The 25,399-nt window shown below is 34.6% G+C and carries 22 protein-coding genes and 5 pseudogenes; 13 read left to right on the forward strand and 14 right to left on the reverse strand.

Features of this window, described 5'->3' with window-relative positions:
• The 3 genes and pseudogenes from RRF69_RS08525 to pyrR all read right to left on the reverse strand — a co-directional run bounded on the left by RRF69_RS08525 (nucleotide 1) and on the right by pyrR (nucleotide 1,842).
• The gene (locus tag RRF69_RS08525) at nucleotides 1-333 is read right to left on the reverse strand and encodes a hypothetical protein (RefSeq protein WP_316939397.1); all 333 of its coding nucleotides are present in this window, start codon (nucleotides 331-333) and stop codon (nucleotides 1-3) included.
• 35 nt (nucleotides 334-368) lie between these two features.
• Nucleotides 369-1,300, reverse strand: a pseudogene (locus RRF69_RS08530) (aspartate carbamoyltransferase catalytic subunit).
• A 2-nt stretch (nucleotides 1,301-1,302) separates the two neighbouring features.
• Entirely contained in the window at nucleotides 1,303-1,842 is a 540-nt protein-coding gene (pyrR, locus tag RRF69_RS08535; protein ID WP_316939398.1) for a bifunctional pyr operon transcriptional regulator/uracil phosphoribosyltransferase PyrR, read from the reverse strand.
• A gap of 188 nt (nucleotides 1,843-2,030) precedes the next feature.
• Here pyrR and RRF69_RS08540 point away from each other — a divergent pair, with 188 nt between their 5' ends.
• From RRF69_RS08540 to RRF69_RS08560, 5 genes and pseudogenes are all read left to right on the forward strand, one after another.
• Nucleotides 2,031-3,401, forward strand: coding sequence for a tetratricopeptide repeat protein (locus RRF69_RS08540; RefSeq protein ID WP_316939399.1), 1,371 nt, complete (start codon nucleotides 2,031-2,033; stop codon nucleotides 3,399-3,401).
• Between the two features lie 96 nt (nucleotides 3,402-3,497).
• Nucleotides 3,498-4,421, forward strand: coding sequence for a DUF368 domain-containing protein (locus RRF69_RS08545; RefSeq protein WP_316939400.1), 924 nt, complete (start codon nucleotides 3,498-3,500; stop codon nucleotides 4,419-4,421).
• Nucleotides 4,422-5,433 (forward strand): annotated as a pseudogene (locus RRF69_RS08550) (DUF368 domain-containing protein).
• Complete coding sequence (aroE, locus tag RRF69_RS08555; protein WP_316939401.1) at nucleotides 5,411-6,169, forward strand: shikimate dehydrogenase; 759 nt, start codon at nucleotides 5,411-5,413, stop codon at nucleotides 6,167-6,169. Before RRF69_RS08550 ends, aroE begins: the two are co-directional and overlap by 23 nt.
• A gap of 129 nt (nucleotides 6,170-6,298) precedes the next feature.
• Nucleotides 6,299-8,200, forward strand: a complete 1,902-nt coding sequence (locus RRF69_RS08560; RefSeq protein ID WP_316939402.1) for a DUF349 domain-containing protein — start codon at nucleotides 6,299-6,301, stop codon at nucleotides 8,198-8,200.
• A 71-nt stretch (nucleotides 8,201-8,271) separates the two neighbouring features.
• Here the strand turns inward: RRF69_RS08560 and RRF69_RS08565 are convergent, their stop codons facing one another.
• From RRF69_RS08565 to RRF69_RS08580, 4 genes are read right to left on the reverse strand one after another with little or no spacing between them, the layout of a single operon-like run.
• Nucleotides 8,272-9,174, reverse strand: a complete 903-nt coding sequence (locus tag RRF69_RS08565) for an exopolyphosphatase (protein ID WP_316939403.1) — start codon at nucleotides 9,172-9,174, stop codon at nucleotides 8,272-8,274.
• Nucleotides 9,175-9,180: 6 nt separating this feature from the next.
• On the reverse strand, nucleotides 9,181-9,669 hold the full coding sequence (locus tag RRF69_RS08570; protein ID WP_316939404.1) for a histidine phosphatase family protein: 489 nt from the start codon (nucleotides 9,667-9,669) through the stop codon (nucleotides 9,181-9,183).
• Between the two features lie 34 nt (nucleotides 9,670-9,703).
• Nucleotides 9,704-10,351, reverse strand: coding sequence for a pyridoxamine 5'-phosphate oxidase (gene pdxH, locus RRF69_RS08575; protein ID WP_316939405.1), 648 nt, complete (start codon nucleotides 10,349-10,351; stop codon nucleotides 9,704-9,706).
• A 2-nt stretch (nucleotides 10,352-10,353) separates the two neighbouring features.
• A complete protein-coding gene (locus RRF69_RS08580; RefSeq protein WP_316939406.1) occupies nucleotides 10,354-11,787 on the reverse strand; it encodes a sodium:solute symporter in 1,434 nt (477 codons plus the stop codon).
• 118 nt (nucleotides 11,788-11,905) lie between these two features.
• Here RRF69_RS08580 and recR point away from each other — a divergent pair, with 118 nt between their 5' ends.
• Nucleotides 11,906-12,523, forward strand: coding sequence for a recombination mediator RecR (recR, locus tag RRF69_RS08585; RefSeq protein ID WP_316939407.1), 618 nt, complete (start codon nucleotides 11,906-11,908; stop codon nucleotides 12,521-12,523).
• Between the two features lie 16 nt (nucleotides 12,524-12,539).
• Here the strand turns inward: recR and RRF69_RS08590 are convergent, their stop codons facing one another.
• From RRF69_RS08590 to RRF69_RS08620, 7 genes are all read right to left on the reverse strand, one after another.
• Complete coding sequence (locus tag RRF69_RS08590; RefSeq protein WP_316939408.1) at nucleotides 12,540-12,959, reverse strand: hypothetical protein; 420 nt, start codon at nucleotides 12,957-12,959, stop codon at nucleotides 12,540-12,542.
• Nucleotides 12,960-13,071: 112 nt separating this feature from the next.
• Nucleotides 13,072-13,386, reverse strand: a complete 315-nt coding sequence (locus RRF69_RS08595; RefSeq protein WP_316939409.1) for a hypothetical protein — start codon at nucleotides 13,384-13,386, stop codon at nucleotides 13,072-13,074.
• Between the two features lie 47 nt (nucleotides 13,387-13,433).
• Entirely contained in the window at nucleotides 13,434-14,222 is a 789-nt protein-coding gene (locus RRF69_RS08600) for a lectin-like protein (protein WP_316939410.1), read from the reverse strand.
• Between the two features lie 108 nt (nucleotides 14,223-14,330).
• The gene (locus RRF69_RS08605) at nucleotides 14,331-14,912 is read right to left on the reverse strand and encodes a CopD family protein (protein ID WP_316939411.1); all 582 of its coding nucleotides are present in this window, start codon (nucleotides 14,910-14,912) and stop codon (nucleotides 14,331-14,333) included.
• 140 nt (nucleotides 14,913-15,052) lie between these two features.
• Nucleotides 15,053-16,069: a ferrochelatase gene (gene hemH / locus RRF69_RS08610; RefSeq protein WP_316939412.1), complete on the reverse strand. Its 1,017-nt coding sequence runs from the start codon at nucleotides 16,067-16,069 to the stop codon at nucleotides 15,053-15,055.
• 60 nt (nucleotides 16,070-16,129) lie between these two features.
• On the reverse strand, nucleotides 16,130-16,648 hold the full coding sequence (locus tag RRF69_RS08615; protein ID WP_316939413.1) for a TrmH family RNA methyltransferase: 519 nt from the start codon (nucleotides 16,646-16,648) through the stop codon (nucleotides 16,130-16,132).
• An 18-nt stretch (nucleotides 16,649-16,666) separates the two neighbouring features.
• Complete coding sequence (locus tag RRF69_RS08620) at nucleotides 16,667-17,551, reverse strand: AraC family transcriptional regulator (protein ID WP_316939414.1); 885 nt, start codon at nucleotides 17,549-17,551, stop codon at nucleotides 16,667-16,669.
• 204 nt (nucleotides 17,552-17,755) lie between these two features.
• On the opposite strand from RRF69_RS08620, the gene hemA reads away from it, so the two are divergent.
• The 7 genes and pseudogenes from hemA (at nucleotide 17,756) to hemF (ending at nucleotide 25,240) form a co-directional block, all read left to right on the forward strand.
• Nucleotides 17,756-18,991 (forward strand): glutamyl-tRNA reductase, encoded by a 1,236-nt coding sequence (gene hemA, locus RRF69_RS08625; protein WP_316939415.1) that lies wholly within the window; start codon nucleotides 17,756-17,758, stop codon nucleotides 18,989-18,991.
• A 9-nt stretch (nucleotides 18,992-19,000) separates the two neighbouring features.
• Nucleotides 19,001-20,589 (forward strand): annotated as a pseudogene (hemC, locus tag RRF69_RS08630) (hydroxymethylbilane synthase).
• A gap of 48 nt (nucleotides 20,590-20,637) precedes the next feature.
• Nucleotides 20,638-21,601, forward strand: a pseudogene (hemB, locus tag RRF69_RS08635) (porphobilinogen synthase).
• 56 nt (nucleotides 21,602-21,657) lie between these two features.
• Nucleotides 21,658-22,953, forward strand: coding sequence for a glutamate-1-semialdehyde 2,1-aminomutase (hemL, locus tag RRF69_RS08640; protein WP_316941125.1), 1,296 nt, complete (start codon nucleotides 21,658-21,660; stop codon nucleotides 22,951-22,953).
• Nucleotides 22,954-22,957: 4 nt separating this feature from the next.
• The gene (gene hemE / locus RRF69_RS08645) at nucleotides 22,958-23,986 is read left to right on the forward strand and encodes a uroporphyrinogen decarboxylase (RefSeq protein ID WP_316939416.1); all 1,029 of its coding nucleotides are present in this window, start codon (nucleotides 22,958-22,960) and stop codon (nucleotides 23,984-23,986) included.
• A gap of 1 nt (nucleotide 23,987) precedes the next feature.
• Entirely contained in the window at nucleotides 23,988-24,332 is a 345-nt protein-coding gene (locus tag RRF69_RS08650; RefSeq protein ID WP_316939417.1) for a 5-carboxymethyl-2-hydroxymuconate Delta-isomerase, read from the forward strand.
• Nucleotides 24,333-24,335: 3 nt separating this feature from the next.
• Nucleotides 24,336-25,240: pseudogene (gene hemF / locus RRF69_RS08655) on the forward strand (oxygen-dependent coproporphyrinogen oxidase).
• Nucleotides 25,241-25,399 lie beyond the last annotated feature (159 nt).

The raw sequence follows: 25,399 nt of genomic DNA on the forward strand, positions 1-25,399 counted from the left end.
TTAAAAACCTAATTCTCTTTCGATGTTTTCCATTTCAAGAATATCTTCTGCTTCTTGCAAGGTAGGGACTACATTTATTTCTTCAGGGAGTTCATCAATATTTAACGATGTGACGATTACCACAAAAGAAGTTTCACTTGCTTTTTTGTCAGATGCAATTTTCAAAAATACTGAAAAATCGCTTGCTTTTATGTTAAGATTGTCAGAAATATGAAGAATAATATTTTCTACAGCATGTTTTTGAAGCTCTACCGAAAGGTTCTTCAATGTTTCAGAAAGGACTGTTGATTCTGTTGTAAGTAGGGTATAGTTTTCTTTTTTTTCAATGTTCATGATGCATTTTTTTACTGACAAACTTCTTGAAAAACTTATCTCTTAATTTGTTGCGCCAATAAGTAGATTACTGCCATTCTTACCGCAACACCGTTTTCAACTTGATTTAAAATTATCGATTCATTAGAATCGGCAACATCACTTGTGATTTCAACACCTCTGTTGATCGGACCTGTAGGTGCATGATTACAATTTTCTTTCCGAGACTGTCTAGAATTTCTTGATTGATTCCGAAAAGCTGAGTGTATTCTCGGGTAGATGGAAAGTATTTAATGTCCATTCGTTCGTGTTGAACGCGTAAAACATTGGCAACATCACACCATTCTAGAGCCTTCTTTAGATTAGTTTCCACAGTAACTCCCAAACTGGTTATGTATTTAGGGATTAAGGTTGTAGGGCCGCACACTTTTACTTCAGCACCTTGTAATTGGAGTGCAAAAATATTAGACAATGCAACTCTTGAGTGCAGGATGTCTCCAACAATGAGTATTTTCTTTCCTTTCACGCTTCCTAGTTTCTCTCTGATTGAATAAGAATCCAATAAGGCTTGTGTTGGATGCTCGTGTGTGCCGTCTCCGGCATTGATAATTTTCGCATCTACGTGTTTGGATAAGAAAACACCCGCACCAACATTTCCATGACGCATGACAACGATATCGACTTTCATTGCCAAAATATTGTTGACAGTATCAATTAGTGTTTCCCCTTTTTTTACAGAGGATTGACTCGCAGAAAAATTGATAACATCGGCAGAAAGTCTTTTTTCTGCCAGCTCAAAGCTTAATTTAGTTCGCGTACTGTTTTCGAAAAATAAATTGGCAATAGTAATATCTCTTAAAGAAGGTACTTTTTTAATGGGTCTATTGATTACTTCTTTAAATTGGTCTGCAGTTTCGAAAATAAGATCAATATCTGTGTTCTTTAGATATTTTATCCCCAATAAATGTTCTACACTTAGTTGTTTCATAATTAGGTGAGTTCTATATAAACCGCGTCTTTGTTATGTGTTTCTTTCCAAGTAACTAATACTTTTTCCTCATTAATTGCATCGACCTGTCTACCTCTGTAATCGGGCTGAATAGGTAAATGACGACTAAATCTTCTGTCTATTAAGACCAATAACTCGACACTTTCGGGTCTTCCAAAGGATTGAATTGCAGTTAGGGCAGCTCTTACACTTCGTCCAGAAAAAAGTACATCATCAATAAAGACTACCTTTTTTCCTTCTACTAAAAAATCGATTTTGGTAGCGGTCGCTTCTAAAGGGAGATCTCTTCGTCTAAAGTCGTCTCTGTAGAAAGTAATGTCTAGAGAGCCCAATTGGACATCCTTAATTTGATATTCTTTTTGTAATAAACTTAAAAGTCTGTTTGCCAAAAATGAACCTCTTGGTTGCAACCCTATTAAGACTGTGTTCGAAAAATCGTTATGATTTTCGATTAACTGGCATGCCAATCGATGTAAGATAATTTCAATGTCCTTAGAGTTAAGTAAGGTTTTTCTGCTCATAAGAAGCCTGTTTAATTAGCGAAACAGTTATCGAAAACAAAACTAACGTAAAAATATGTACAAGCAAAATTTATCCCTTACAAAACGAATCTCTTTTGTTAATTAAATTGTTGAAAACAAAACCACAGAATTCAAGGAAACATAGAGACTTGTAGTACATTTAAAGTACTAATTCAAACACATAGCTTATGTCTCTAGTGAAATTTGAATCGATGCTTAAAACAAATAGTGTTTATTTCTTTGATTTAACTGAATTTGAAGAGATTATCATCCACTATATCGATATTGGAAAGCATTCTTTGGCTAAAAAGGCACTCAAATTAGGCTTACAACAACACCCCGCTTCTATCGATTTACAACTTTTGAAAGTAGAGATTTTTGTTTTTGAAGATAAAATAGAGCAGGCCAAAAAACTTTTACAACAAATTGAGATTCTAGAACCCAGCAATGATGAAGTCTTTATTCAAAAAGCTGCTATTATATCAAAAGAAGGAAACCATCAAGAAGCTATAAATTATCTAAACAAAGCCCTGTCGCTTACCGAAGACAAAGAAGATGTCTGGTCTTTGTTGGGAATGGAGTATTTGTATATCGACGATTTTGAAAATGCACGTTTAAGTTTCATCAATTGTCTTCATACAGATGTTGAAGACTACGCTTCCTTATACAATGTGGTATACTGTTTTGATATGGAAGATAAGCACTTAGATGCGATCACTTTCTTAAAAGAATACATTGATAAAAATCCCTATTGTGAAGTTGCTTGGCATCAAATAGGACGACAATACTCGGTCTTAAAAATGCATGATGAAGCCTTGAAAGCCTATGATTATGCAGTCCTTGTAGACGAGTTTTTTGTAGGAGGTTATTTGGAGAAGGCTAAAACATTAGAAGCTCTCGAAGAATATCAAGAAGCGATTGATAATTACAAAATCACACTGGAGTTGGATGACCCAACTGCTTATGCTTATGTGAGAATCGGGGAATGCTACCAAAGACTTGGAAATGATGTTGCTGCAGTTTCATACTATAAGAAAGCGGTTCATGAAGATCCTCTATTAGCCAAAGGGTGGATGTATTTGACCCATCTCTATTTTGATCAAAAGGATTATGAAAAGGCAGGCTATTATATTGCAAAAGCATTAAAAATTGATGAATCAAATTCCTTATATTGGAGACGCTATTCTGAAATTAAATTAAAACTCAGTTTTTTTGAAGAAGCTATTGAAGGTTTTCAAATGTGTATTTCTTTGGGAGATGAAGAGCTTCAATTGTACATAGCTTTGGTAGATGTTTTAACTTTTGTTGGAGAATTCAATGAAGCCCTAAACGTTTTGTTTAAGGCCCAAAAAATACACAAAAACTTTGCAGAGATTGAATATCGTTTTGCTGGTCTTTTCTTAATTTTAAACAAGCAAAATTACGGAATTACACACCTGATCAATGGAATGAAGATCGACTTCGAATACCACATCGTTTTAAAAGAATTGCATCCAACAGTCTATTTTAATGAGGGAATTCAAAAATTATTGTCCGATTTTGAAAAGGCAATGGAATAAGGAGTAACTACTTTTGGTACTGAATGCTTCTGGCTAAAAAACCGATTTTCTTCAAAATTATTTTATCTTCGTCTTCTCAAAAAAAGAAGCGTTCAAATGGATAGAAAACGAAAAGACTATTTTGTTATTGGTTTAAAAGGGCTGGCTATGGGTGCTGCAGATGTTGTGCCTGGAGTTTCAGGAGGAACCATAGCTTTTATTTCTGGCATCTATGAAGAGTTGTTGGGATCTATTAGTAACGTGAATATGAACTTATTCAAAACACTAAAATCTCAAGGAGTCAAAGCTGCATGGATTCAATTGAATGGCTCTTTTTTATTGGCTCTTTTTACAGGAATCTTTGTTAGTATTGTGTCCTTAGCGAAAATCATTAAATATTTATTAGAAAACGAACCTATTTTAGTGTGGTCCTTCTTTTTTGGATTGGTTTTAGCAAGTGTCATTTATATTGCAAAGCAAATTACAAAATGGAATTTGTTTGCATTTGTGATTTTAATTTTAGGAGCTATTTTAGCCTATTACATCACTACTTTAAATTCTTTGATTTCTGAAAATTCTTCTACCCCATTTATTTTCTTAGCAGGAGCTATTGCCATTTGTGCTATGATTTTGCCCGGAATTTCAGGTTCTTTTATTTTGGTGCTATTGGGTGCTTATAAACCCGTTTTAAACGCTTTGAATGATAGAGACATCACAACAATTTCTGTGTTTTTAGCAGGGGCAGTTGTTGGTTTACTTAGTTTTTCTAGAGTGTTGAAATGGTTGTTCAAACATTATAAAAATCAGACATTAGCAGTACTTACAGGTTTTATTGTAGGTTCCTTGAATAAAATTTGGCCATGGAAAGAAACCCTTACTTGGCGTATCAATTCTCATGGATTGAGTGTCCCTTTTCAACAACAAAGTGTTTCTCCTTTTTCATTCGGTGAAGACAGTCAGTTAGCAGTGGCAGTTATTTTGGCTTTGGTGGGTTTTGTACTTATTTTAGGAATGGAAAAATTGGCTATAAAAAAACAATAAATGTACCAAAAACGCACTTTGCTGGATAAACTCATCCTATTTTTAAAGGGGTTGGCAATGGGCGCGGCAAATAAAGTACCTTGGTGTCTCTGGGGGGACGGTTTCTTTTGTGTTGAATTTTTATGAAGAGCTCATTTATTCATTTCGGAAAATAAATTTAAAAGCCCTAAAGTTTCTACTTGGAGGTCGATTTAAAAGTTTCTTTCAGTACGTAAATGGTTCCTTTCTTTTACTCATTATGGGAGGAAGTATCTTTAGCTATTTTAGTATTTCATTAGTGTTGGATTACTTCTTAGTACATTATGAATTATATGTTTGGAGCTGGTTTTTTGGAATGATTATCGGTTCAGTTTATTATATTGGAAAAGGTTTTGGTGAATGGAATTCTAAGAATATGATCTCTTTAATTGTTGGAGTTTCAATAGGTCTTGGAATCAGTTTTTTAACTCCAGCAAAAGAAAACGATAATTTATGGTTTGTCTTTTTATGTGGAATAATTGGGGTTTCAGGAATGACTTTGCCAGGTTTATCGGGCTCTTTTATTTTAATTTTATTAGGAAATTATGTGCTTCTTTTGGTAGATGCGGTAAATGTTTTATTTGGTGTTGTTACAGATATTTTATCTGGAAATTTTTTGGTTTTAAAAGATGCTGTGAAAGTACGATATCTTAAAATTATAGCTGTTTTTACAGGTGGGTCATTATTTGGATTGGTTTCCATTTCACACGTTTTGGGCTATGTTTTAAAACGGTGGAATCATATTGTAATTTCCGTAATTATAGGTTTTATAACAGGTTCTTTGGGCATCGTTTGGCTCTGGAAGAACACAATTTTTTTAAAAGAAAATGGTGCATATGTTCTGGACAGTAAGCATCAAAAAATAGTTGAAAATTACGAGCGGTTTATTCCTGATTTTTCAAATCAAGAAACTTGGTTTGCCATTTTCTTCATTATACTAGGCCTCGGGCTGATTTTAGCAATAGATTTTTATGGAAGTATCAAAAAAAAATAAAGTATACGGACTTTTAGGAAGAGATATAGGATACTCTTTTTCGAGAGGATACTTTACAGAGAAGTTCGAGAAATTAGGAATTGAAGATTCGGAATATGTAAATTTTGATATTCCTTCCATTGAAGATTTTTCGGCATTGATAAAAAAGCAACAATTTCAATTGCATGGAATGAATGTCACCATTCCCTACAAGCAAGAAGTTATTCCTTTTTTAGATAAATTAGATAATACCGCTAAGAAAATTGGGGCTGTAAATACTATAAAATTCACTAAAAAAGGATTGCTTAAAGGCTACAATACGGATGTTGTTGGTTTTGAAAATTCACTAACTCCTTTTCTTAAGAAGCATCACAAACGGGCATTGATTTTAGGAACAGGTGGCGCTTCAAAAGCCATTGCTTTTTCACTAAAAAGATTGGGTATCCAATATCGTTTTGTCTCAAGAAGTCCATTAAAAAAGAAGGAAATTTCTTACGAATCTATTACACAGAAGGTGATGGAGCGTTATACCATTCTCATCAATTCATCTCCAGTAGGCACGTTTCCTAATGTGCATTTAATGCCTCAAATTCCTTATATTTGGATTACAAAACAACATCTTTTATTTGATCTAATCTATAATCCTTCTGAAACTTCATTTCTGAAAGAAGGAAAAATGAAGGGGGCTTCAATAAAAAATGGATTACAAATGCTTGAATTACAGGCAGAAGAGTCTTGGCGCATTTGGAATCAGTAATGCAATGAGGTGATATTGCAATTTAAAACCCCCTAATCTTTTTTGGAATAATTGAAAAATTACTTTGAAGATACTGTAAGATGTACCTATCTTTATGGACATTAATTTAGAACCTTAAACATTGTACATATGTTAGATAACAATCAAGAAGAAGTAGGAGAGAGCAATAATAATGAAATTCATGATGCTGCATCCTCTGCCTCTGAATTTAAGGAGGAAGTGCAAGAAGTATCTTCTTCACCTGAAAATGATGAGGTCTCTGATGCTGTAAATGAAATAGAAGAAAAGGTTGCTGAACAAGCTGAGGAAGTCAAAGAGGTTTCCGTAAAAAAAGAAGTCGATTATACGACTTTGGCCCTAGAAGATTTGGTTGCTGCCCTGGAAACGGTATTAAAAGAAAACCCTCCTAACAGAGTTAAAACTCAAGTTGATGCTATCAAAAATGCATTCAACCAAAAATTTGGTGCAGTTTTGGCTGAGAAAAAAGCTGCTTTTATAGAAGCAGGCGGTGATAGTATTGATTTTCAGTTTTCAAGCCCTGTAAAAACAGCATACAATTCGTTGTTATCTCAACACAAAAAGGAGAGAGACGTGTACTATCGAGAGCAAGAACAAACTCTAAAATTAAATTTAGAAAAGCGTTTTGAAGTTATTGAAGCGTTGAAAAATTTAATAGCAGATGCAGATACCAATACCATGTACAAGCAGTTCAAGGAGATTCAAGATTCTTGGCGTGCCATTGGACCCGTTTCAAAAACCAAATACAACGATACCTGGAAAACATATCACCACCATGTAGAGCGTTTTTATGATTTATTGCATTTGAGTAATGATTTTAGAGATCTCGATTTTAAAAATAATTTAGAAGAAAAATTAAAAATTATTGAAAAAGCGGAAGCTCTAGTAGAAAAAGAGGATATCAATACTTCTTTTAAGGAATTACAAGATTTACATAAAATTTGGAAAGAAGATATTGGACCTGTGGCGAGAGAGTTGCGTGAGGAAATTTGGGGGAAATTCAGTGATGTCACCAAGAAGATTCATGACAAACGTCACGAGCATTTCCGATCAATGAAATCGAAGTATGATGAAATTATTCAGGAAAAATTAGCAATAGTCTCACAAATATTTGCTCTTGATACTTCAAAAAATAAAAACCACAACGATTGGCAGCAAAGCATTAATGAAGTAGATAAGTTAAGACAAGCCTACTTCAATGCTGGGAAACTTCCCTATTCTAAAAGTGAAGAAATTTGGCAGCAATTTAAATTGGCTACCAAAAAATTCAACAAGGATAAAAACAATTTTTACAAGAGAGAGAAAGTTAGTCAGCAAGAAAATTTAAATAAAAAAAATGCACTTATCGAGCTAGCAGAGTCTTTAAAAGATAGTACGGATTGGGAAACTTCAACAGAAATCTTTAAGAAGCTTCAAGCAGATTGGAAAGAAATTGGACATGTGCCTCGAAAGTTTTCAGACGATGTTTGGAAGCGCTTTAAGAGTGCTTGTAATCACTATTTTGATCAATATCATAAGAGTAAAAATGCTATTAGTCCAGAAGATCAAGTAATTATCGATGCTAAAAAAGCTCTTTTAGAAAAAATTAAAACGATAGAAATATTTTCAAAGGAAGATGTTTTAGATGCAATTCAGGAATGGAAAAACATTGGGCATCTTCCAAGAAGTGTTCGTCATTTGGAGGGAAAATTTAACAAGCAAATAGATCGTTTAATTTCTACATTATCTATTGATAAGAATGAGATTGAAATGTTGAGATTTAAAAATAATATTGATGGTTTTGAAGCTAATAATGATACACGAAAGTTAGATTCTGAACTGATATTTGTTAGAAAGAAAGTTGATGAAATTGTAAAAGAAGTTCAACAATTGGAGAATAATTTAGGGTTCTTCTCGAATGCAAAAGATGACAATCCATTGGTTTTAAATGTAAAGGCTAGAGTAGAAGAGTTTAAAAAGGACTTGGCTCTGTGGAAAGAAAAACTGAATTATATTAAAAATATAGACTACTAAAATCGATTGATTTTTGAGATTAAGTTCCGTAATTTAAAAGGCAGCAATTTTGATTGCTGTTTTTTTTTGTTTTATGAGAGTTTGTTGTAAAACAAGCTTTTGATAATTCCGTCTGAAAGACCAATTTTTGGCACATAAATTTTTCTTGCCCCACTCCATTTCATTGCCGACAAATAAATTTTTGTTGCTGGGATGATAACATCTGCTCTATCTGGATTCAAGCTCAATTCAGAAATTCGATCGTCAAAACTCATGTGTTTTAAAAACTGGTATTGAGCATTTAAATAGATAAAGGAAATGGGTTTTCCTTCCGTTCTACCAGACATTTTAAAAAGTTTATTGATATTTCCTCCAGAGCCGATTAATGAAATTCTTTTTAGGTCTTTTGTTTTCTTTTTAATCCATTTTTCAACCTCAGCAAAAATTTCTTTGTTTACAGCCTTTTTATTATTCAGTAACCGGACAGTCCCCATCTTAAAGGATTTAGAATGTACGATTTCGCCTTTAGTAAAAAGTGTAAATTCGGTACTACCTCCACCTACATCAACATATAAATAGGACTCATCTCCTTCAATCAATTCATTGAGGTCGGTAAATGAAATAATGGCAGCTTCCTCTTCACCACTGATCATTGCGATTTCTACTCCTGTCTTTTTGAAAATTTCATCGATAACTTCTTTCCCATTGGCAGCTTCTCGCATTGCTGAAGTCGCACAGGCTTTGTAACGTTCTACTTTGTGAACCTTCATTAAAAGTTTAAAGGCTTCGATTGCGTCAATCATTCGTTGAATGTTGTCTTCACTAATTTTGCCTTCTCTTACAAAAGCATCTGCTCCTAAGCGAATGGGAACACGTACCAAAGATGATTTTCTGAATTGAGGCTGTTTATTATCAGAAAGAATAACATTGGCGATTAAAAGTCTAATTGCGTTGGAGCCAATATCTATAGCGCCAAATTTTTTAATTTCCATCAAAGTGATTTATTTGTGATTTTTTGGAAATTCAGCCATAAAAGTTTTTCCTTTTTTTAGATTTTTCCAATGCTTTTCTTCAAACTGAATTCCAATAACTCCACAAGTTGGAACATGCGCAATAGGCTTGTTGCCAAATTTATTTACAAAGGTATTAATGCCATGGTCGTGGCTAAAAATAATGGCTGCATCGAAGTTGTCATCCAAGGCATGAACTGTTTTTACCAAGTATCCGTCACTAAAACTATAGAGTTGTTTTCGGATATAAAGGTTGGAAAGTGGATATTTTAAATTGTCGCAAAAGATGACTGCAGTGTGTAAAGCTCTGTTTGCACTACTTGAAATAAACACATCGGGTTTGTCGATGTGTTCAGAGAGGAATTTAGAGATTAAATGGGCATCTTTGATTCCTCTCTTACTCAATGGTCTGTCGATGTCTTCAATCCCATTGTACTCCCATGAAGATTTTGCGTGACGAACAATGTATAGCGTTTTCATTCAATTTTTAGTATTGTCTAGTAAATATAAAAAATTATGGTGCTAATCGATCTAATTTCCATGAAAAATTTTCTAATAAAGTATACCGAATTCGATCATGCATTCGATTAGGTCTTCCTTGCCAGAATTCGATCGAAATAGGTTTGACGAGATAGCCTCCCCAATGTTTTGGTCTCGGAATTTCTTTTCCTTTATATTCTCTTTCTAGCGATGATAGTGTGTCTTCTAATTCTTTTTTTGAGGCGACTACTTTACTTTGTGGGGAAGCCCAGGCGCCTAGTTTGCTTCCATCGGGTCTGGATTCAAAATAGCCATCTGATAAATTCTCTGCCAATTTTTCTGCAACTCCTTTAATGATGATTTGCTGTTCTAGTCCGGGCCAAAAGAAAGACAAGCAAATTTGATTGTTTGCTGTAATTGCTTTTCCTTTTTCGGAGGTATAATTGGTGTAAAAAATAAAGCCTTCCCAAGTGTATTTTTTTAAGAGTACCACTCTGCTTTTAGGAAATCCATCATTCCCAATAGTCGCAATTGTCATGGCGTTGGTTTCTTCTACAGTCTCAGATGCATCAGCATTTAAAAACCAGTCTCTGAACAATTCCATCGGGTTTTCAGGACAATTACTCTCTAGGAGTTCTTTTTGTTCGTAGGATTTTCGATAATTACTTAAGTCTTTTGACATTTCTATTTTCTTTGAAACAAATATAATCCAACAAATGTTATAAACCCATTTAAAATGAGCAATGAAAATCCAAAATCAAAACCAGAGGTTGTGAGCGTGAAATAATTTACAACATAGGTAAGGAATGGAGCTGTGAGGCATATGAACGGAACTGCCTTGTCCTGAACTTTTAATTGGGTAAACAGACCAAAGGCATACAAACCCAATAGGGGACCATAGGTGTAGTTTGCAAAGGTGAATATTTTGGCAATGACACTTTCATCTGCAATAAAATATTTAAAGACCAAAATAGTAGCGATTAATATTAGTGAAAATAAAACGTGTATTTTTTTCCGAATGCGAACCTGTTCCGTAGTATTTTTCTTTTTGTCAATTTCTAAGATATCGATGCTAAAGGAAGTTGTCAAAGACGTAAGGGCTGAATCTGCGCTAGAATAGGCTGCTGCAATCAATCCTAGTATAAAAAACATTGCTGTCGCTAGTCCTAAAGTTCCTCTTGTGGCTATGATTGGAAATAACTGGTCTTTATGAGCATCAATTCCGTTTTTCTGGGCGTAGTCGGTTAGTAAAACTCCCAAAGCCAAAAAGAAAAAATTGACAATTACCAATACTAAAGTAAACCAAAACATATTCTTTTGTGCATCTTTCAGACTTTTGCAAGTCAAGTTTTTTTGCATCATATCTTGGTCTAATCCAGTCATTACGATTGCGATAAATACGCCTGCTAGAAAGCGTTTCCAGAAATAATTTCCACTATTTACATTGTCAAAAAAGAAGGTTTTAGATAATTCATTATCAGCCACATAGGTGAATAGGTTTGTAATTTGTAGTTCGTCAGAAATGGTATAAATACAAACTCCCACTGCGGTAAGCATAAAAAGTGTTTGCAGCGTATCTGTCCAAACTATCGTTTTGATTCCTCCTTTGAAGGTATATGCCCAAATCAATAGAATGGTAATCGAAACTGTTACCCAAAAGGGGATTCCGTAGGCGTCAAATAATAAAAGTTGCAGTACGTTGGCGACTAAAAACAAGCGAAATGCAGCACCAATAGTTCTAGAAAGTAAAAAGAAGCTAGCCCCTGTTTTGTAGGAATGCTCTCCAAAACGATCCTGCAAGTAAGTATAGATTGAGGTCAAATTGAGCCTGTAGTACAGCGGCAATAGTAGCAAGCCAATAACTGCATAACCGACGATGTATCCTAAGACCATTTGAAAATAACTCATTCCTTGTGCTTCTACCCACCCCGGCACAGAGATGAAGGTCACACCAGAGAGAGAAGCGCCTATCATTCCGAAAGCAACCAAATACCAAGGAGAAGAGTTGTTTGCTTTGAAAAAGGTTTTGTTGTCTGCTGATTTTCCAGTGAGGTAAGAAATGAAAATTAGAACACTAAAGTAGCCGACAATTAATAAGAGAATATATGCTGGATTCATAAAGTAAATGACAAATTGAAATCGATGTGTGTTGAGTTGGAAATAATCAATTACGAATATATGTTTTTCTGTTGTCTTTTTGTGTTTTCATGATTCATAATTCGTAATTTTGTTGCTTATGGATTTTTCATCAAAATTATTAGAAAATGCAGTAAACGAAGTTTCTCGTTTGCCCGGAATTGGAAAGCGAACTGCTTTGCGATTGGTTTTGCATTTATTGAAACAGCCCAAAGAAAATACAAGCTATTTATCTGAAGCTTTAGTGCATTTAAGAAATGATGTAGAATCTTGTCAAAAATGCCATAATATTTCCGATACTGTTTTGTGTGCTATTTGTAAAAATCCAAAAAGAAACCCAAGTATTATTTGTGTTGTAGAAGATATTAGAGATGTAATGGCTATTGAAAGTACTTCTCAGTACAACGGATTATACCATGTTTTAGGAGGAAAAATTTCTCCAATTGAAGGGATTGGTCCTCAAAATCTACAAATTGAATCTCTTGTGAATAAAGTCAAAAATGGCGATGCAAAAGAATTGATTTTTGCGTTGAGTTCGACCATGGAAGGAGATACTACCAATTTCTATATTTTTAAACAAATAGAGAAATATGAAGTTACGACTTCTACCATTGCCCGTGGAATTTCAGTAGGTGATGAATTGGAATATGCAGATGAAGTGACTCTTGGTAGGTCAATCGTAAATCGAATCCCTTTCGAACAGAGTATTCGGAGCTAAGGGTGTCTTTTGACAATTAGGATTCTATGTATTTTTGTAAAATATGTTTGAGTTCCATTCTTTTTATGGAATAGGTTTTAGATTTGTCATTTAGACTATTTATTAATAAAACACCTTTTTTTGCTAATTCTATCTGGTTATATTTTTTTGCTATTTCAGGAGTATTCATTTTCTTAATGATTTCACTTAATAATTCTGCTAACTTTTCAATGTGAATTTCATTCAGTTCTTTTAATTTGTTCATGAAATTAAATTCTGAAAAAGTGACTATTTCTTTTAATGAGAGATCCCATTCTTTACGGATAAAATCATCAGTTTCTCTAATACCATTTTCTAGCTCATTCTTGTTTGAGGTAGAGATGTTACTGATAAGATTCGTTATGAAATTCGTCAACCTTTTTACTTCTCGTAAATTAAAATCTGATTCTTGTTCCATATTGATTGTGGATATTCTGAAAAAGCTTCGCTTATTGAACTATTATTGTAGCAACCTTGTTGTTTTTTGAGGTAGGATTTCAGCTACTGCAAATGGCTATTGGCATTGTAAACTATTCCACATCCTCCTCTAAAATTTCTTTTTCAGCTTTTTCCCAGCTTTTCTTTTCTCGAATTGATTTGTACAATTTGATACCTAGCATTAGTAAAATTCCAAAAAGCAGAATTCCTACGACGCCCCAAACCCAACTGACGGCATTTTTTACAGTTACCAAAAAAACAATGGCAAACAAAAGAATGGTTGACACTTCATTGAAGATTCGCAGGGTGAATGCAGAGTGTTTTATGCTGTCTTTTTGAAGATGTCGTGACAAAATCCATGGTAAAAATATAAGGCAAAAACAAAGGCCAATTTGACCAGCATCCATCGTTTTTGTATATCAAATGGATCTAATATTGACGAAACAAAATTTGTTTAAAATTCAATAAGAAAATAAAGTGTGTTATCCTTGTTTAAATCATTCCATTCACCTGAAGAACCATTTGGCCAATTGGTCAAAGCCAATCCTAGAGCATCCTGATTATTTAAGTAATCGTCTGGTTCCAAAAGGCGAATACTGTCTTTTCCCCAGTTATTATAGAGTCCTCCAATGGCATTTCCATCAAATCTTCCATACCAAAAAAGTGTGTAAGTGCTGTTATTATCACCGTTCCAAGCCCAACTACTTTCAGTAAGCATGTCATTTCCACCAATCCAAACATAAGCAGCGTTACCACCATCTGGAGCAGTAGTGTTGCTTGTAGTTATAGTTGCATTATTAGAAAGTTCATTGAAAATTGCATTTTGTTCTGAAATATCATTAATTTCGGATAGATAACCTCCTCTTGCTACTGCGCAAGCAGCAGCCTCTTCCCAAGTTTTATTCTCTTTCACTAGTTCGTAATTCTTATTATTGTAAGTAAAAGAGTAAATATTAGAGCTATTCGCACATTGACTTACTGGCGCATTATTACTCTTACAGCCCGACCACGCATTGTTTTCGTAAAAGTTAAAACAGTTTAATGAAATATCATATACGATCATTCCATTTATTGGGTTTCCTATTGTTTGAAGTGACACATTTGCTACCCGTGGTACAATAAAACCATTATTTGTAGAGAATACATCCAGAGCCCCTTTTGGGTCATTTGTTCCAATACCAACTTGCGCAAAACTTTTAAAGTAAACACAAATTACTATTAAAGTTGTTCCAAATTTTTTCATTTTTATTTTTTTTATTTTTAAAGCATTGTGATGACAATTTTTAAGTGTTGCTTTAGTTTTTTTTTCAAATATAAAAAATAAAAGTAGATGTATTAATATTTTTATTAATTATTTATGCTTCTCCTCTAAAATTTCTTTTTCAGCTTTTTCCCAGCTTTTCTTTTCTCGAATTGATTTGTACAATTTGATGCCTAGCATTAGTAAAATTCCAAAAAGCAGAATTCCTACGACGCCCCAAACCCAACTGACGGCATTTTTTACAGTTACCAAAAAAACAATGGCAAACAAAAGAATGGTTGACACTTCATTGAAGATTCGCAGGGTGAATGCAGAGTGTTTTATGCTGTCTTTTTGAAGTTTTTTGAAGATGTTGTGACAAAATCCATGGTAAAAATATAAGGCAAAAACAAAGGCCAATTTGACCAGCATCCATCGTTCTTGTAAGTAATACGGGTTTTTATACAGCATCCAAAATGCAAAGACACTTGCTAAAATTGCTGAAGGCCATGTGATGATGTACCACAGTCTTTTACTCATTAATTTGTATTGGGTCTGTAAAATTTCTTTGGCTGGTTCTGATTTTTTTTCAGCCTCTGTTTGATAAATAAATAAACGAACAATATAGAATAAGCCAGCAAACCAAGTGACAACGAAAATTATGTGCAACGATTTTACGTATAAAAAATCCATTTTTTTAATATTTAATGTTTGTTAGATTCTAGGTTGAACGTATTATACCTCACTTACAAGAACCTTCAATTTTCTCTGTAGATAGTTATTTTTAGAAATTTAAAGATTCAATGATTTTTTCACTATGGATTGATAAAGGGTTACTTGTTTTTCCATTCATTTATCCAAGAAACCATCACGTCTACCCAATCGTCATTGTCGTTCATACAAGGAATGTGTTTGTAATGTGTTCCTCCAGCTTCCAGAAATTCCTCCTTACCTTCCATTGCAATTTCTTCTAAAGTTTCCAAACAATCAGAAACAAAAGCAGGGGTGATTACGGCTAATTTTTTCTTACCTTCATTTGGAAATTTTTCCAATTCAAAATCGGTGTAAGGTTTCAACCACGGATCTTTTAACAGTCGCGATTGAAACGAATTACTATAGCTTCCTTCTTCTAATTGTAAGTATTTTGCAATTTCTTTTGTTGTTTCAAAACATTGATGTCTATAGCAGGTGTAATGTGCTACCGAATTTCGTTCACAGCATGAACCATCAAGTTTACAGTGACTTTTTGTTGGATCTGATTTTTTGATATGACGTTCTGGAATTCCGTGGTAGGAGAACAGGATATGATCATAATCAAAGTCCTTTAAATGATTTGCAATATTATCGCTCATCGCTTTGATGTATTCCGGTCTGTTGTAGAACGGAGGCAAGGTATCTAAGGTTATTTGTGGGAACTTTTTGGCTAAAATTTCCTCGGCTTGCACCACTACGGTCTCGTAAGAAGACATGGCATAGTGAGGGTACAAAGGAGCGAGAAATATTTCTGTAACCCCTTTATCGACTAGGTTTTGAATTCCTTTTTCCATACTCATAGAGCCATAGCGCATTGCCAATTCAACAGGGATATCAGTTTTTTCGATTACTTTTTTGGTAAATCGTTCAGAGATCACTACTAAAGGAGAACCTTCTTTCCACCATATCTTCTTGTAGGCAGCTCCCGATTTTTTGGGACGAATCTTTAGAATGATTCCTTTAATCAATATCCAACGTTTCCAAAATGGAATGTCGATGACCCGTTCGTCCATTAAAAATTCACCCAAATATCTTTTAACATCTTTGGTTTCTGTACTGTCTGGTGATCCTAAATTATTTAATAATATTCCTTTCATTTAAAAGAGTTTCAAATTTTTATTTTAACTGCTCACTGCTTACTGCTCACTGCCTACTATTTATTGTTCACTGCTACCTCTAGAAATCTGATTCGTAACTTCATACAAGGTAATTGCAAGACTATGAATTACATTCATTGAAGAATTTCTTCCGTACATTGGGATTGCAATGGTGTGATCGACCAGGTCGATGTTATTAATTCCATTTCTTTCACTTCCCAAAAGTAGAACGATTTTCTCATGATTTTTAAATTTAAAATCTTGAATTTTGATACTTTGATCAGTAATTTCTATTCCGATGATGGTGTTTCCTGCTGCTTTTAATTTGTGAATGATTTCTGTAAAATCACTATATACTTCCTGTGCTATTTGTTCTTGAGTATTCCTTGCTGTTTTTAGAACAATTCTATTCTCTGTTGTTGGAGAACTCTCGTGAAAATATATTTTTTGAACACCAAAACTTTCTGAAATTCGAAAGCACATTCCAATATTTTCTGGAGTTCTTATCGCATCACATACAATAGTAATGGGAAAGTCTTTCTGACTGTTTTGGATGTCGTAATGAGTTAATTGCTTCATAGGTATTGAATTGGATCTCTAATTGTTAAGACTCATCACATATTTCTTGGGAGTGGTTCCAAATTTCTTTTTAAATGCTGCAATAAAATGACTTGCAGTACTATAACCGACTTGAAGTCCAACTTCATTGACGTTGAATTGATTGCTTTCCAATAGTTTTCGTGCTTGCTCCATTTTGTAGTCAAACAAAAAACTATAGACGGTATCACCATAAATTTGTTTAAAACCCTCTTTGAGTTTTTTTAAATTCAGTCCAATTTCAGTAGCCAATTCCTGTAAGCTGGGCGGCTCTGCCATTCTAGAAATAATAATTTCTTTTGCTTTTCGAATTTTTAAGACATTTTGTTCATCTACTAAAAATGGACAATATTCCCCTGTGGCACTTTCTTCTTTTTGAAAATGCAAACTCAAGAGTTCATAAACCTTTCCTTTTACATATAATTCTCTAACAGAGCTGTTGATGTTTGAATTGATAATTTGTTGCAAAACCATCGCAACCGTGGGTTTTATTTCGGTATCGTCATAGTATTTTTTATTGCTATTTTCATTACTTAAAAAAGGAATATATCCCGATTCCTTTGAAAACAAAGAATGAAATTTCTCAATAGAAATCATCAATGATACTAGGGTAGTTTTGGGTTGAATTTCTAAATTGATGGGCAAAACTCGTTGGGGATTGTAGAGGAGTATTGACCTGTTGTCCAGAACATCAAAAGTGTAAGAACCGTTGTTGAATAGAAATTTAGAATTTCCGCGCAAACAAAAATGAATTTGAATAAAAGTACTGTCAATTTCCCTTTCAAAATGGTCAATTTGATCACTTTCATTCTGAAAATGAAGCACATAAAACCCTTTTTCTAAAGTAATTTCATCTAAAGAACTTTCTCCGACATTTTTAAACATTTAAATTGCTTTAATAATTTTCTTTTTATTTAGAATCATTCTAATTAAATAAATTCTAAATCCCTAATTGTATAGCAAAAATAAGCCTTTTCAGATGTATGGCAAAAAAAAAGTCCTAAAAAACATTCAACGGTATTAAAAGTACTTTGAGCGACATTTTTATCTTTCTGAAGTTTCTATTTTTGACCCATCTTTAAAAGAAGTATGCAGCAAGACATTCAGAAGCACTTTTACAATATTGGAGTTAGTTATAAAAAAGCGGACGCAAAAACACGTGGGAAATTTTCTTTGTCAAAAGAGAACCAAATTGCACTGTTAGAAGCGGCAAAGGAGCAAAGCTTCGAAGGTGTTTTTATTCTTTCTACTTGCAACAGGACTGAAATTTCAGGTTTTGCAGAACATCCTTACCAATTGATTCAATTGTTGTGCCATTTTTCAGAAGGAACTGTTGAAGAGTTTGCCGATATTTCTAATGTGTACAAAGATCAGGAGGCCATCAGTCAGCTTTTCCGAATTGGTACAGGTTTAGAAAGTCAGATTCTAGGAGATTACGAAATTGTGGGGCAGCTTAGACAGTCTTTTAAGATGGCAAAAATACACAAAACCACCAATGCTTATATTGAACGTTTGTTAAATTGCATCATGCAAGCCAGTAAAAAGGTCAAGAATGAAACCAAATTGAGTTCTGGAACCACTTCGGTTTCCTATGCTGCAGTTCAATATATAATTGAAAACTTACCCGATTTCAATTCTAAAAATATTTTAGTGTTTGGTTTGGGGAAAATGGGAAAACATACCTGTAAAAATCTCGCAGAATACACCCAGAATAAATCAGTCTGTTTGATCAATCGAACTGAAGAGAAAGCAGCTGATTTTGTAAAGGAGCATCCTTCAATCCGAAAGTCAGAAATAGAGCATTTATCGTTAGAAATAGCAAAAGCAGATGTATTAATTGTTTCTACAGGTGCAGACAAACCCACTGTGATCCAAGAACATATTTCTAAAGACAAAACCTTACTGATTTTAGATTTGTCGATGCCAGAAAATGTGGCAAAAGACGTTTCTGATCTCAAGGGAGTTACTCTCGTAAATGTAGATGAACTCTCCAAAATTACTGATGAAACATTAGCTGTTCGTCAACAAGAAATTCCAACTGCAGAAGCAATAATAGAGACACATAAAAAAGAATTCAACGATTGGTTAAATCACAGAAGGTTTACTCCAGCAATAGCTGCTTTAAAAAAGTCTTTAGAAATCATCAAGAAAGATGAAATCAACTTTCAGAAGAAAAAAATATCTAATTTCGATGAGGATCAAGCGGAAATCTTAACTTCTCGATTTATTCAGAAAATCACGACTCAATTCGTCAAGCACTTAAAAGAAGAGGATACTTCAGTTTCTCAAAGTTTACAAGTTATTCAAAAGGTATTTCAACCCTAACAACAAAGCATGCACAAAATAATTAGAATAGGAACACGTGAGAGTCAATTAGCTCTTTGGCAAGCAAACAAAGTCCGCAAAGAATTAGCTGAATTGGGTTATGAATCCGTTTTAGTTCCTATAAAATCTATGGGAGATATTGTCTTAGACAAGCCGCTATATGAGTTAGGTGTCACTGGTGTTTTTACCAAAAACCTTGACATTGCAATGCTTAATGGTGATATTGATATTGCCGTTCATTCATTAAAAGACGTGCCTACTTTATTGCCAGAAGGAATTGTTCAAGCTGCAGTTTTGAAAAGAGCCAATTACAACGATATTCTAGTTTTAAATGGAACCGAGGAGTTCTTCGGTGAACCCGAGGGAATTATTGCAACGGGTAGTCTTCGAAGAAAAGCCATGTGGTTGAACCGTTATCCAACACATCAAGTAGTGGAGCTAAGGGGGAATGTCAATACCCGTTTGGAAAAGGTTGAAAACAACAATTGGAACGGAGCTGTTTTTGCAGCTGCAGGGTTGGAGCGAATCGGGAAACGTCCAGCAGGAGCTGTGAACCTTCCTGGATGATTCCTGCACCAGCACAAGGGGCAATTATGATAGCTGCTTTAGAAAATGATGAATATACCAGAGATGCTTGCGAGCAATTAAATCATCCTGATACACAAATCTGTGTAGGGATTGAACGTGAATTTTTACGATTGTTGGAAGGTGGTTGTTCTGCGCCTATTGGCGCATTAGCTTATATAGATGATAAAACGGAAGAAATTAATTTTAAAGGAGTCTTGCTGAAAAGTGATGGTTCTAAAAAAATAACCGTAGCAAAAACGGCTAAAAAAGGAAGTCACGAGTATTTGGCAAAAGACTGTGTCGATTATATCATCAATCGAGGTGGAAAAGAATTGATGATTTCCGATGGAGCGGTTTCGCAAACAAAACATGAAATCTATTCTACTAAAAAACTTTCGGAGTCACAAAAGAAAATAATTGACGATTCTATTGGTATCAAAGACAGTGATTTTATTAAAATCCGGTTCAATAGAATTCCTGCCAAAGTGATGAAAAACACACATGAAAATGTCGTGATTACCAGTCAGAATGGTGTAGAAGCGATTTTAAATTCATTTACAAAAGACGAAATCAATTTTAAGAATATTTACTGTGTAGGTCGAAGAACCAAAAAGCTCATAGAAAATAGAATAGGAAAAGTGACTCATGTTGCTAAAAATGCTACAAAATTAGCGGATTATATTTCAAAAGAAACTTCCATTAAAAGGCTAACGTATTTCTGTAGTGACTTACGACTTGACGATTTGCCCACTATATTACAGGCACATGGCATCGTAGTAGAAGAAGTTGAAGCTTATAAGACAATGTTGAGTTCTGTGAAAATAGATACTGATGTTTCTGGAGTTTTATTTTACAGTCCTTCGGGAATTGACAGTTATTTACGAGAAAACAGTACGGATAAAATTGCATTTTGTATTGGTGAAACCACAGCTGTAGCTGCAAGGAAACATTTTACAAATGTACAAGTAGCTTATATGCCAGATGTAGAGAGTGTTTTAGAAATGGTAAACCAGCACTTTTTAGAAGAATAATTGTATTGACAAGCAACGTACAATTTCTAACTTTTTAACTAAATAATTATGTTTAGAACAAGAAGATTGCGAAAATCAGAGGGAATCAGAAGGTTGGTAAAAGAAACCAAACTTTCTGTTGAAGATTTTGTATACCCTCTTTTTATAGAAGAAGGAGAAAATATTGAAACTGAAATTGTTTCGATGCTTAGGAATCAAACGTTTTTCATTGGATCGAATTTCCAAAGAATTGGACGAAGTAGTTTCTTTAAAAATTCCTGCAGTTTTACTCTTCGGAATACCTTCAAATAAAGATGAAGAAGGAACAGAAACTTGGAACGACAATGGAATCATTCAACAGGCCATTCGTTTTATTAAAAAGAACTATCCAGATCTGTACGTTATTACCGATGTATGTTTTTGTGAATATACTTCTCATGGGCATTGCGGAATTATCCATGACAATGATGTCGACAATGATTCTACTCTAGTGAATATTGCCAAACAAGTTATTTCACATGCAAAAGCAGGTGTAGATATGGTAGCTCCTTCGGGAATGATGGACGGAACCATTGCGATGGTTCGAGAATCGCTAGACAATTCAGGCTTTGCAAACCTACCCATCATGGCATATGCCGTAAAATATGCTTCTGCATTTTATGGTCCTTTTAGGGATGCTGCAGATTCTGCACCTACTTTTGGTGACCGAAGAACCTATCAAATGGACCCTTCTAATAGAGATGAAGCACTTCGCGAAGCAACTTTTGATGATCAAGAAGGAGCCGATATTTTGATGGTAAAACCTGCCTTATCGTATTTGGATATTATCAGAGATTTAAAAAATAATTTTGACAGACCCATTGCATGTTATAATGTAAGTGGTGAATATGCAATGGTAAAAGCAGCAGCAGAAAAAGGTTGGATAGATGGAGAAAAAGTGATGATGGAAAGTTTACTCTCGATGAAAAGAGCCGGTGCAGACATTATCATCACCTATTTTGCCAAAGAAGCAGCATTGGTGTTGAAGCGATAAAAAGTTAAAAGGTTAGACTGTTTAATTGTTACAATTAAGCATATCCACAATTTCATATTATGTTTAAAAAATCAGAAGAATTATATAAGAAAGGATTGGTTCATCTTGTTGGAGCAGTTAATTCCCCGGTAAGAGCATTTTCTTCCGTTGGCGGAAATCCATTGTTTATCAAAAAAGCAAAGGGAAGTAAGATCACGGACGTAGATGGCAACGAATATATCGATTTGGTATTGTCATACGGTCCGATGATTATTGGGCATCGTCACAGAAAAGTACAGCGAGGTGTAGCCAAAGCATTGAGAAATGGATATTCTTTTGGAGCTTCCACGGAAAATGAAATTATACTAGCCAAAATTGTTTGTGATGCTTTTCCAGAAATGGACAAAGTCCGTTTTGTGAATTCAGGAACAGAAGCTGTTTTAAGTGGTGTTCGATTGGCAAGAGCATTTACAGGAAAGGACAAAATCATCAAATTTTCAGGCTGTTATCATGGGCATCAAGATGCTTTATTGGTTGCTGCAGGATCAGGGTTAGTTACTCTCAGTATGCCAGGATCTAAAGGTGTTCCAGAAGGAGCAGTCAAGAATACATTGGTTGCAGAATACAATAATTTAGAAAGTGTAAAAAAGCATTTTGAAACTCACGATGACATTGCTGCGGTAATTATTGAGCCTATTGGAGGAAATATGGGGGTTGTGATTCCGCAAAATAATTTCCTTAAAGAGCTGAAAGATTATCTAGAAACAAAAGGAGCCTTATTAATTGCTGATGAAGTAATGACGGGTTTTCGTTCTAAATTTGGAGGGGCACAAGAACTTTTAGGCGTCACTGCAGATATTACTTGCTTAGGAAAGGTTATTGGAGGTGGTTTTCCTGTAGGAGCGTACGGAGCTAGAAATGAAATCATGGAGCAGGTTGCACCATTGGGTGGAATGTATCAGGCAGGAACCCTTAGTGGAAATCCAATTGCAATGGCTGGAGGAATAGCAACATTGACGGAGTTAAAGCGACAAAATCCTTATCAGAATTTCGAATCTGTTGGAAAGAAGATTGAGGATATCTTAGTAGGAGCAGCTAAAAAGTATCAGGTAGATATCGTGGTGAACAGATTTGGTTCCATGATGAATCCATTTTTTACAAAATCGAAGGTGACCAATTTTGAAGAAGCACAAACATCAGACACGAAAAAATTTGCAATATTCTTTTGGGAGATGATTCGAAATGGAGTGTTTTTACCTCCCTCTCAATTTGAAGCATGGTTTTTATCTTCAGCAATAACAAAGAAGGATATTCAAAAAATAGCAATAGCAGTAGATCGCGCCATGCAAAAAGTAGCGGTTAGCAAAAAGTAATAAAATGATAAAAAACGATTTATTTTTACGAGCCTTAAAAGGAGAAACGGTAGACAGACCCCCTGTTTGGATGATGCGTCAGGCAGGAAGGTATTTGCCAGAATTTCAAGAGATCAAAAAAAAGTATGATTTCTTTACCCGCTGTAGAACTCCTGAATTGGCCTCAGAAATCACAGTACAACCCATTCGTAGATACGGAATGGATGCTGCAATTTTGTTTTCAGATATCTTAGTGGTTCCACAAGCAATGAATGTAGAGGTGCAAATGAAGCCTGATTTTGGACCTTATTTGCCCAATCCAATTCGGACACAGAACGATGTAGATCGAGTTGTTGTTCCTGATGTAAAGGTCGAATTGGACTACGTCTATCAAGCCATCAAAGCGACCAAAGAAAAATTGAATGATGAAATTCCTTTAATTGGTTTTGCTGGTTCCCCATGGACAATTTTATGTTATATGGTGCAGGGGCAGGGTTCTAAAAATTTTGACAAAGCCAAAGAACTTTGTTTTACAAAACCTGTGGCAGCACATCAACTATTACAAAAAATTACAGATACCACTATTGCCTATTTAAAGGCGAAAGTAGCGGCAGGTGTTAATGCTGTACAGGTTTTTGATTCTTGGGGCGGTATGTTGTCTCCAGTAGACTATCAAGAATTTTCATGGCAATACATTCAGCAAATAATTAATGCCTTAAAAGAAGAAGCACCAGTCATTGCTTTTGGAAAAGGATGTTGGTTTGCTTTGAATGAGATGTCAAAATCGGGTGCAGCTGCTCTTGGGGTTGATTGGACTTGTTCTGCAAGAAACGCACGTTATTTATCTGGTGGAAATATCACATTGCAAGGTAATTTCGATCCTTCAAGATTGTTGTCGCCTCCTGCAGAAATAAAGAAAATGGTTCACCAAATGATAAACGATTTTGGGAAAGACAAATACATTGTAAATTTAGGACATGGGATTTTGCCAAACATTCCACTAGAAAACGCAAAGGCCTTTGTAGATGCTGTGAAAGAATATAAAGTAAATTAGAATGCCACATTTTATTTTAGACTGTTCAGAAAATATTTTAACATTAAAAGAACCTAAAAAAATCCTTCAAGCTGTTTTTGAAACTGCGTTTTCAACTGGTTTGTTCAAGGAAATGGATATTAAGGTACGATTAAATCCGTTCAAATATTCTTTGGTTCAATCTGGTGAGGCTGATTTTATTCATGTTTTTGGATATATTATGGAGGGAAGAACAGTCGAGCAAAAAGCAATGCTTTCTAAAATGATTGTTGCTAAATTAAAGTCAATGTTTCAAGAAGTCCCCGTTATTTCTATGAACATTAGCGACTTTGAAAAAAAATCTTATTGTAATCAAAAAATGGTTTAAGTTATGAAAGATCAATTTTATCAATACATTCAAAAGCTACAAGATCAAATCACTTCTAAGCTAGCTACTGTTGATGGAGAAGCTACATTTCAAGAAGATTTATGGACCCGTTCAGAAGGCGGTGGAGGAAGAACACGCGTGATTGAAAATGGAGCAATTTTTGAAAAAGGAGGCGTTAATATTTCAAAAGTTTTTGGAGAATTGCCAGAAGCGTTAAGAAAGCAATTTGGTGTGGAAGAGGGTAATTTTTTTGCCTGTGGCTTGAGTCTGGTTTTGCATCCCGTAAGTCCTTTTGTGCCGACTGTTCACGCAAATTGGCGTTATTTTGAAATGTACAACGATAACGGTGAGGTGGTGAATCAGTGGTTTGGAGGTGGTCAAGATTTAACTCCATATTATCTGTTTGATGAGGATGCGGAGCATTTTCATAGGGTTTGTAAAGCAGCTTGTGATGAGCATAATTTTTTTTTTATCCACAATTTAAACAAACTTGTGATGATTATTTTTGGAATGCCCACCGAAATGAAGCTCGTGGAATTGGAGGTTTGTTCTTCGATTATTTAAAAGAAACAAAAGAGTTTACGATTCAAGATCGTTTTGATTTTGTTACAGAAGTGGGGAATAGTTTCTTGGAAAGCTATGTACCTATCATTCAGAAGAGAAAAGACATTTCGTATACAAGAGCTCATAAAGACTGGCAAGAAATCCGAAGAGGTCGCTATGTAGAGTTTAATTTAGTACATGATCGGGGGACTTTGTTTGGACTCAAGACTAATGGACGGATTGAAAGTATATTGATGAGTTTGCCGCCAATAGTCCAGTGGAAGTATGACCATCATCCCGAAGAAAATTCAGATGAAGAACGGTTGCTGAAGGTTTTGAAAAGTCCTAAAGCGTGGGTGTCATAAAATCTTCAATTCTCCTTTAGATATTTCAATATAGATTGTAGCGAATTAAAAATGACTAAAAGGGTAGGCAAGTAGATTGCAATCTTTGTTGAGATATCTGCTGATACTCTGTAGGAAATCAAAGAAATTTTTAAATCATGATTTTGAGAGTTAATTATT

The sequence above is a fragment of the Polaribacter sp. HL-MS24 genome (genome assembly GCF_032758595.1).
GTDB lineage: Bacteria > Bacteroidota > Bacteroidia > Flavobacteriales > Flavobacteriaceae > Polaribacter.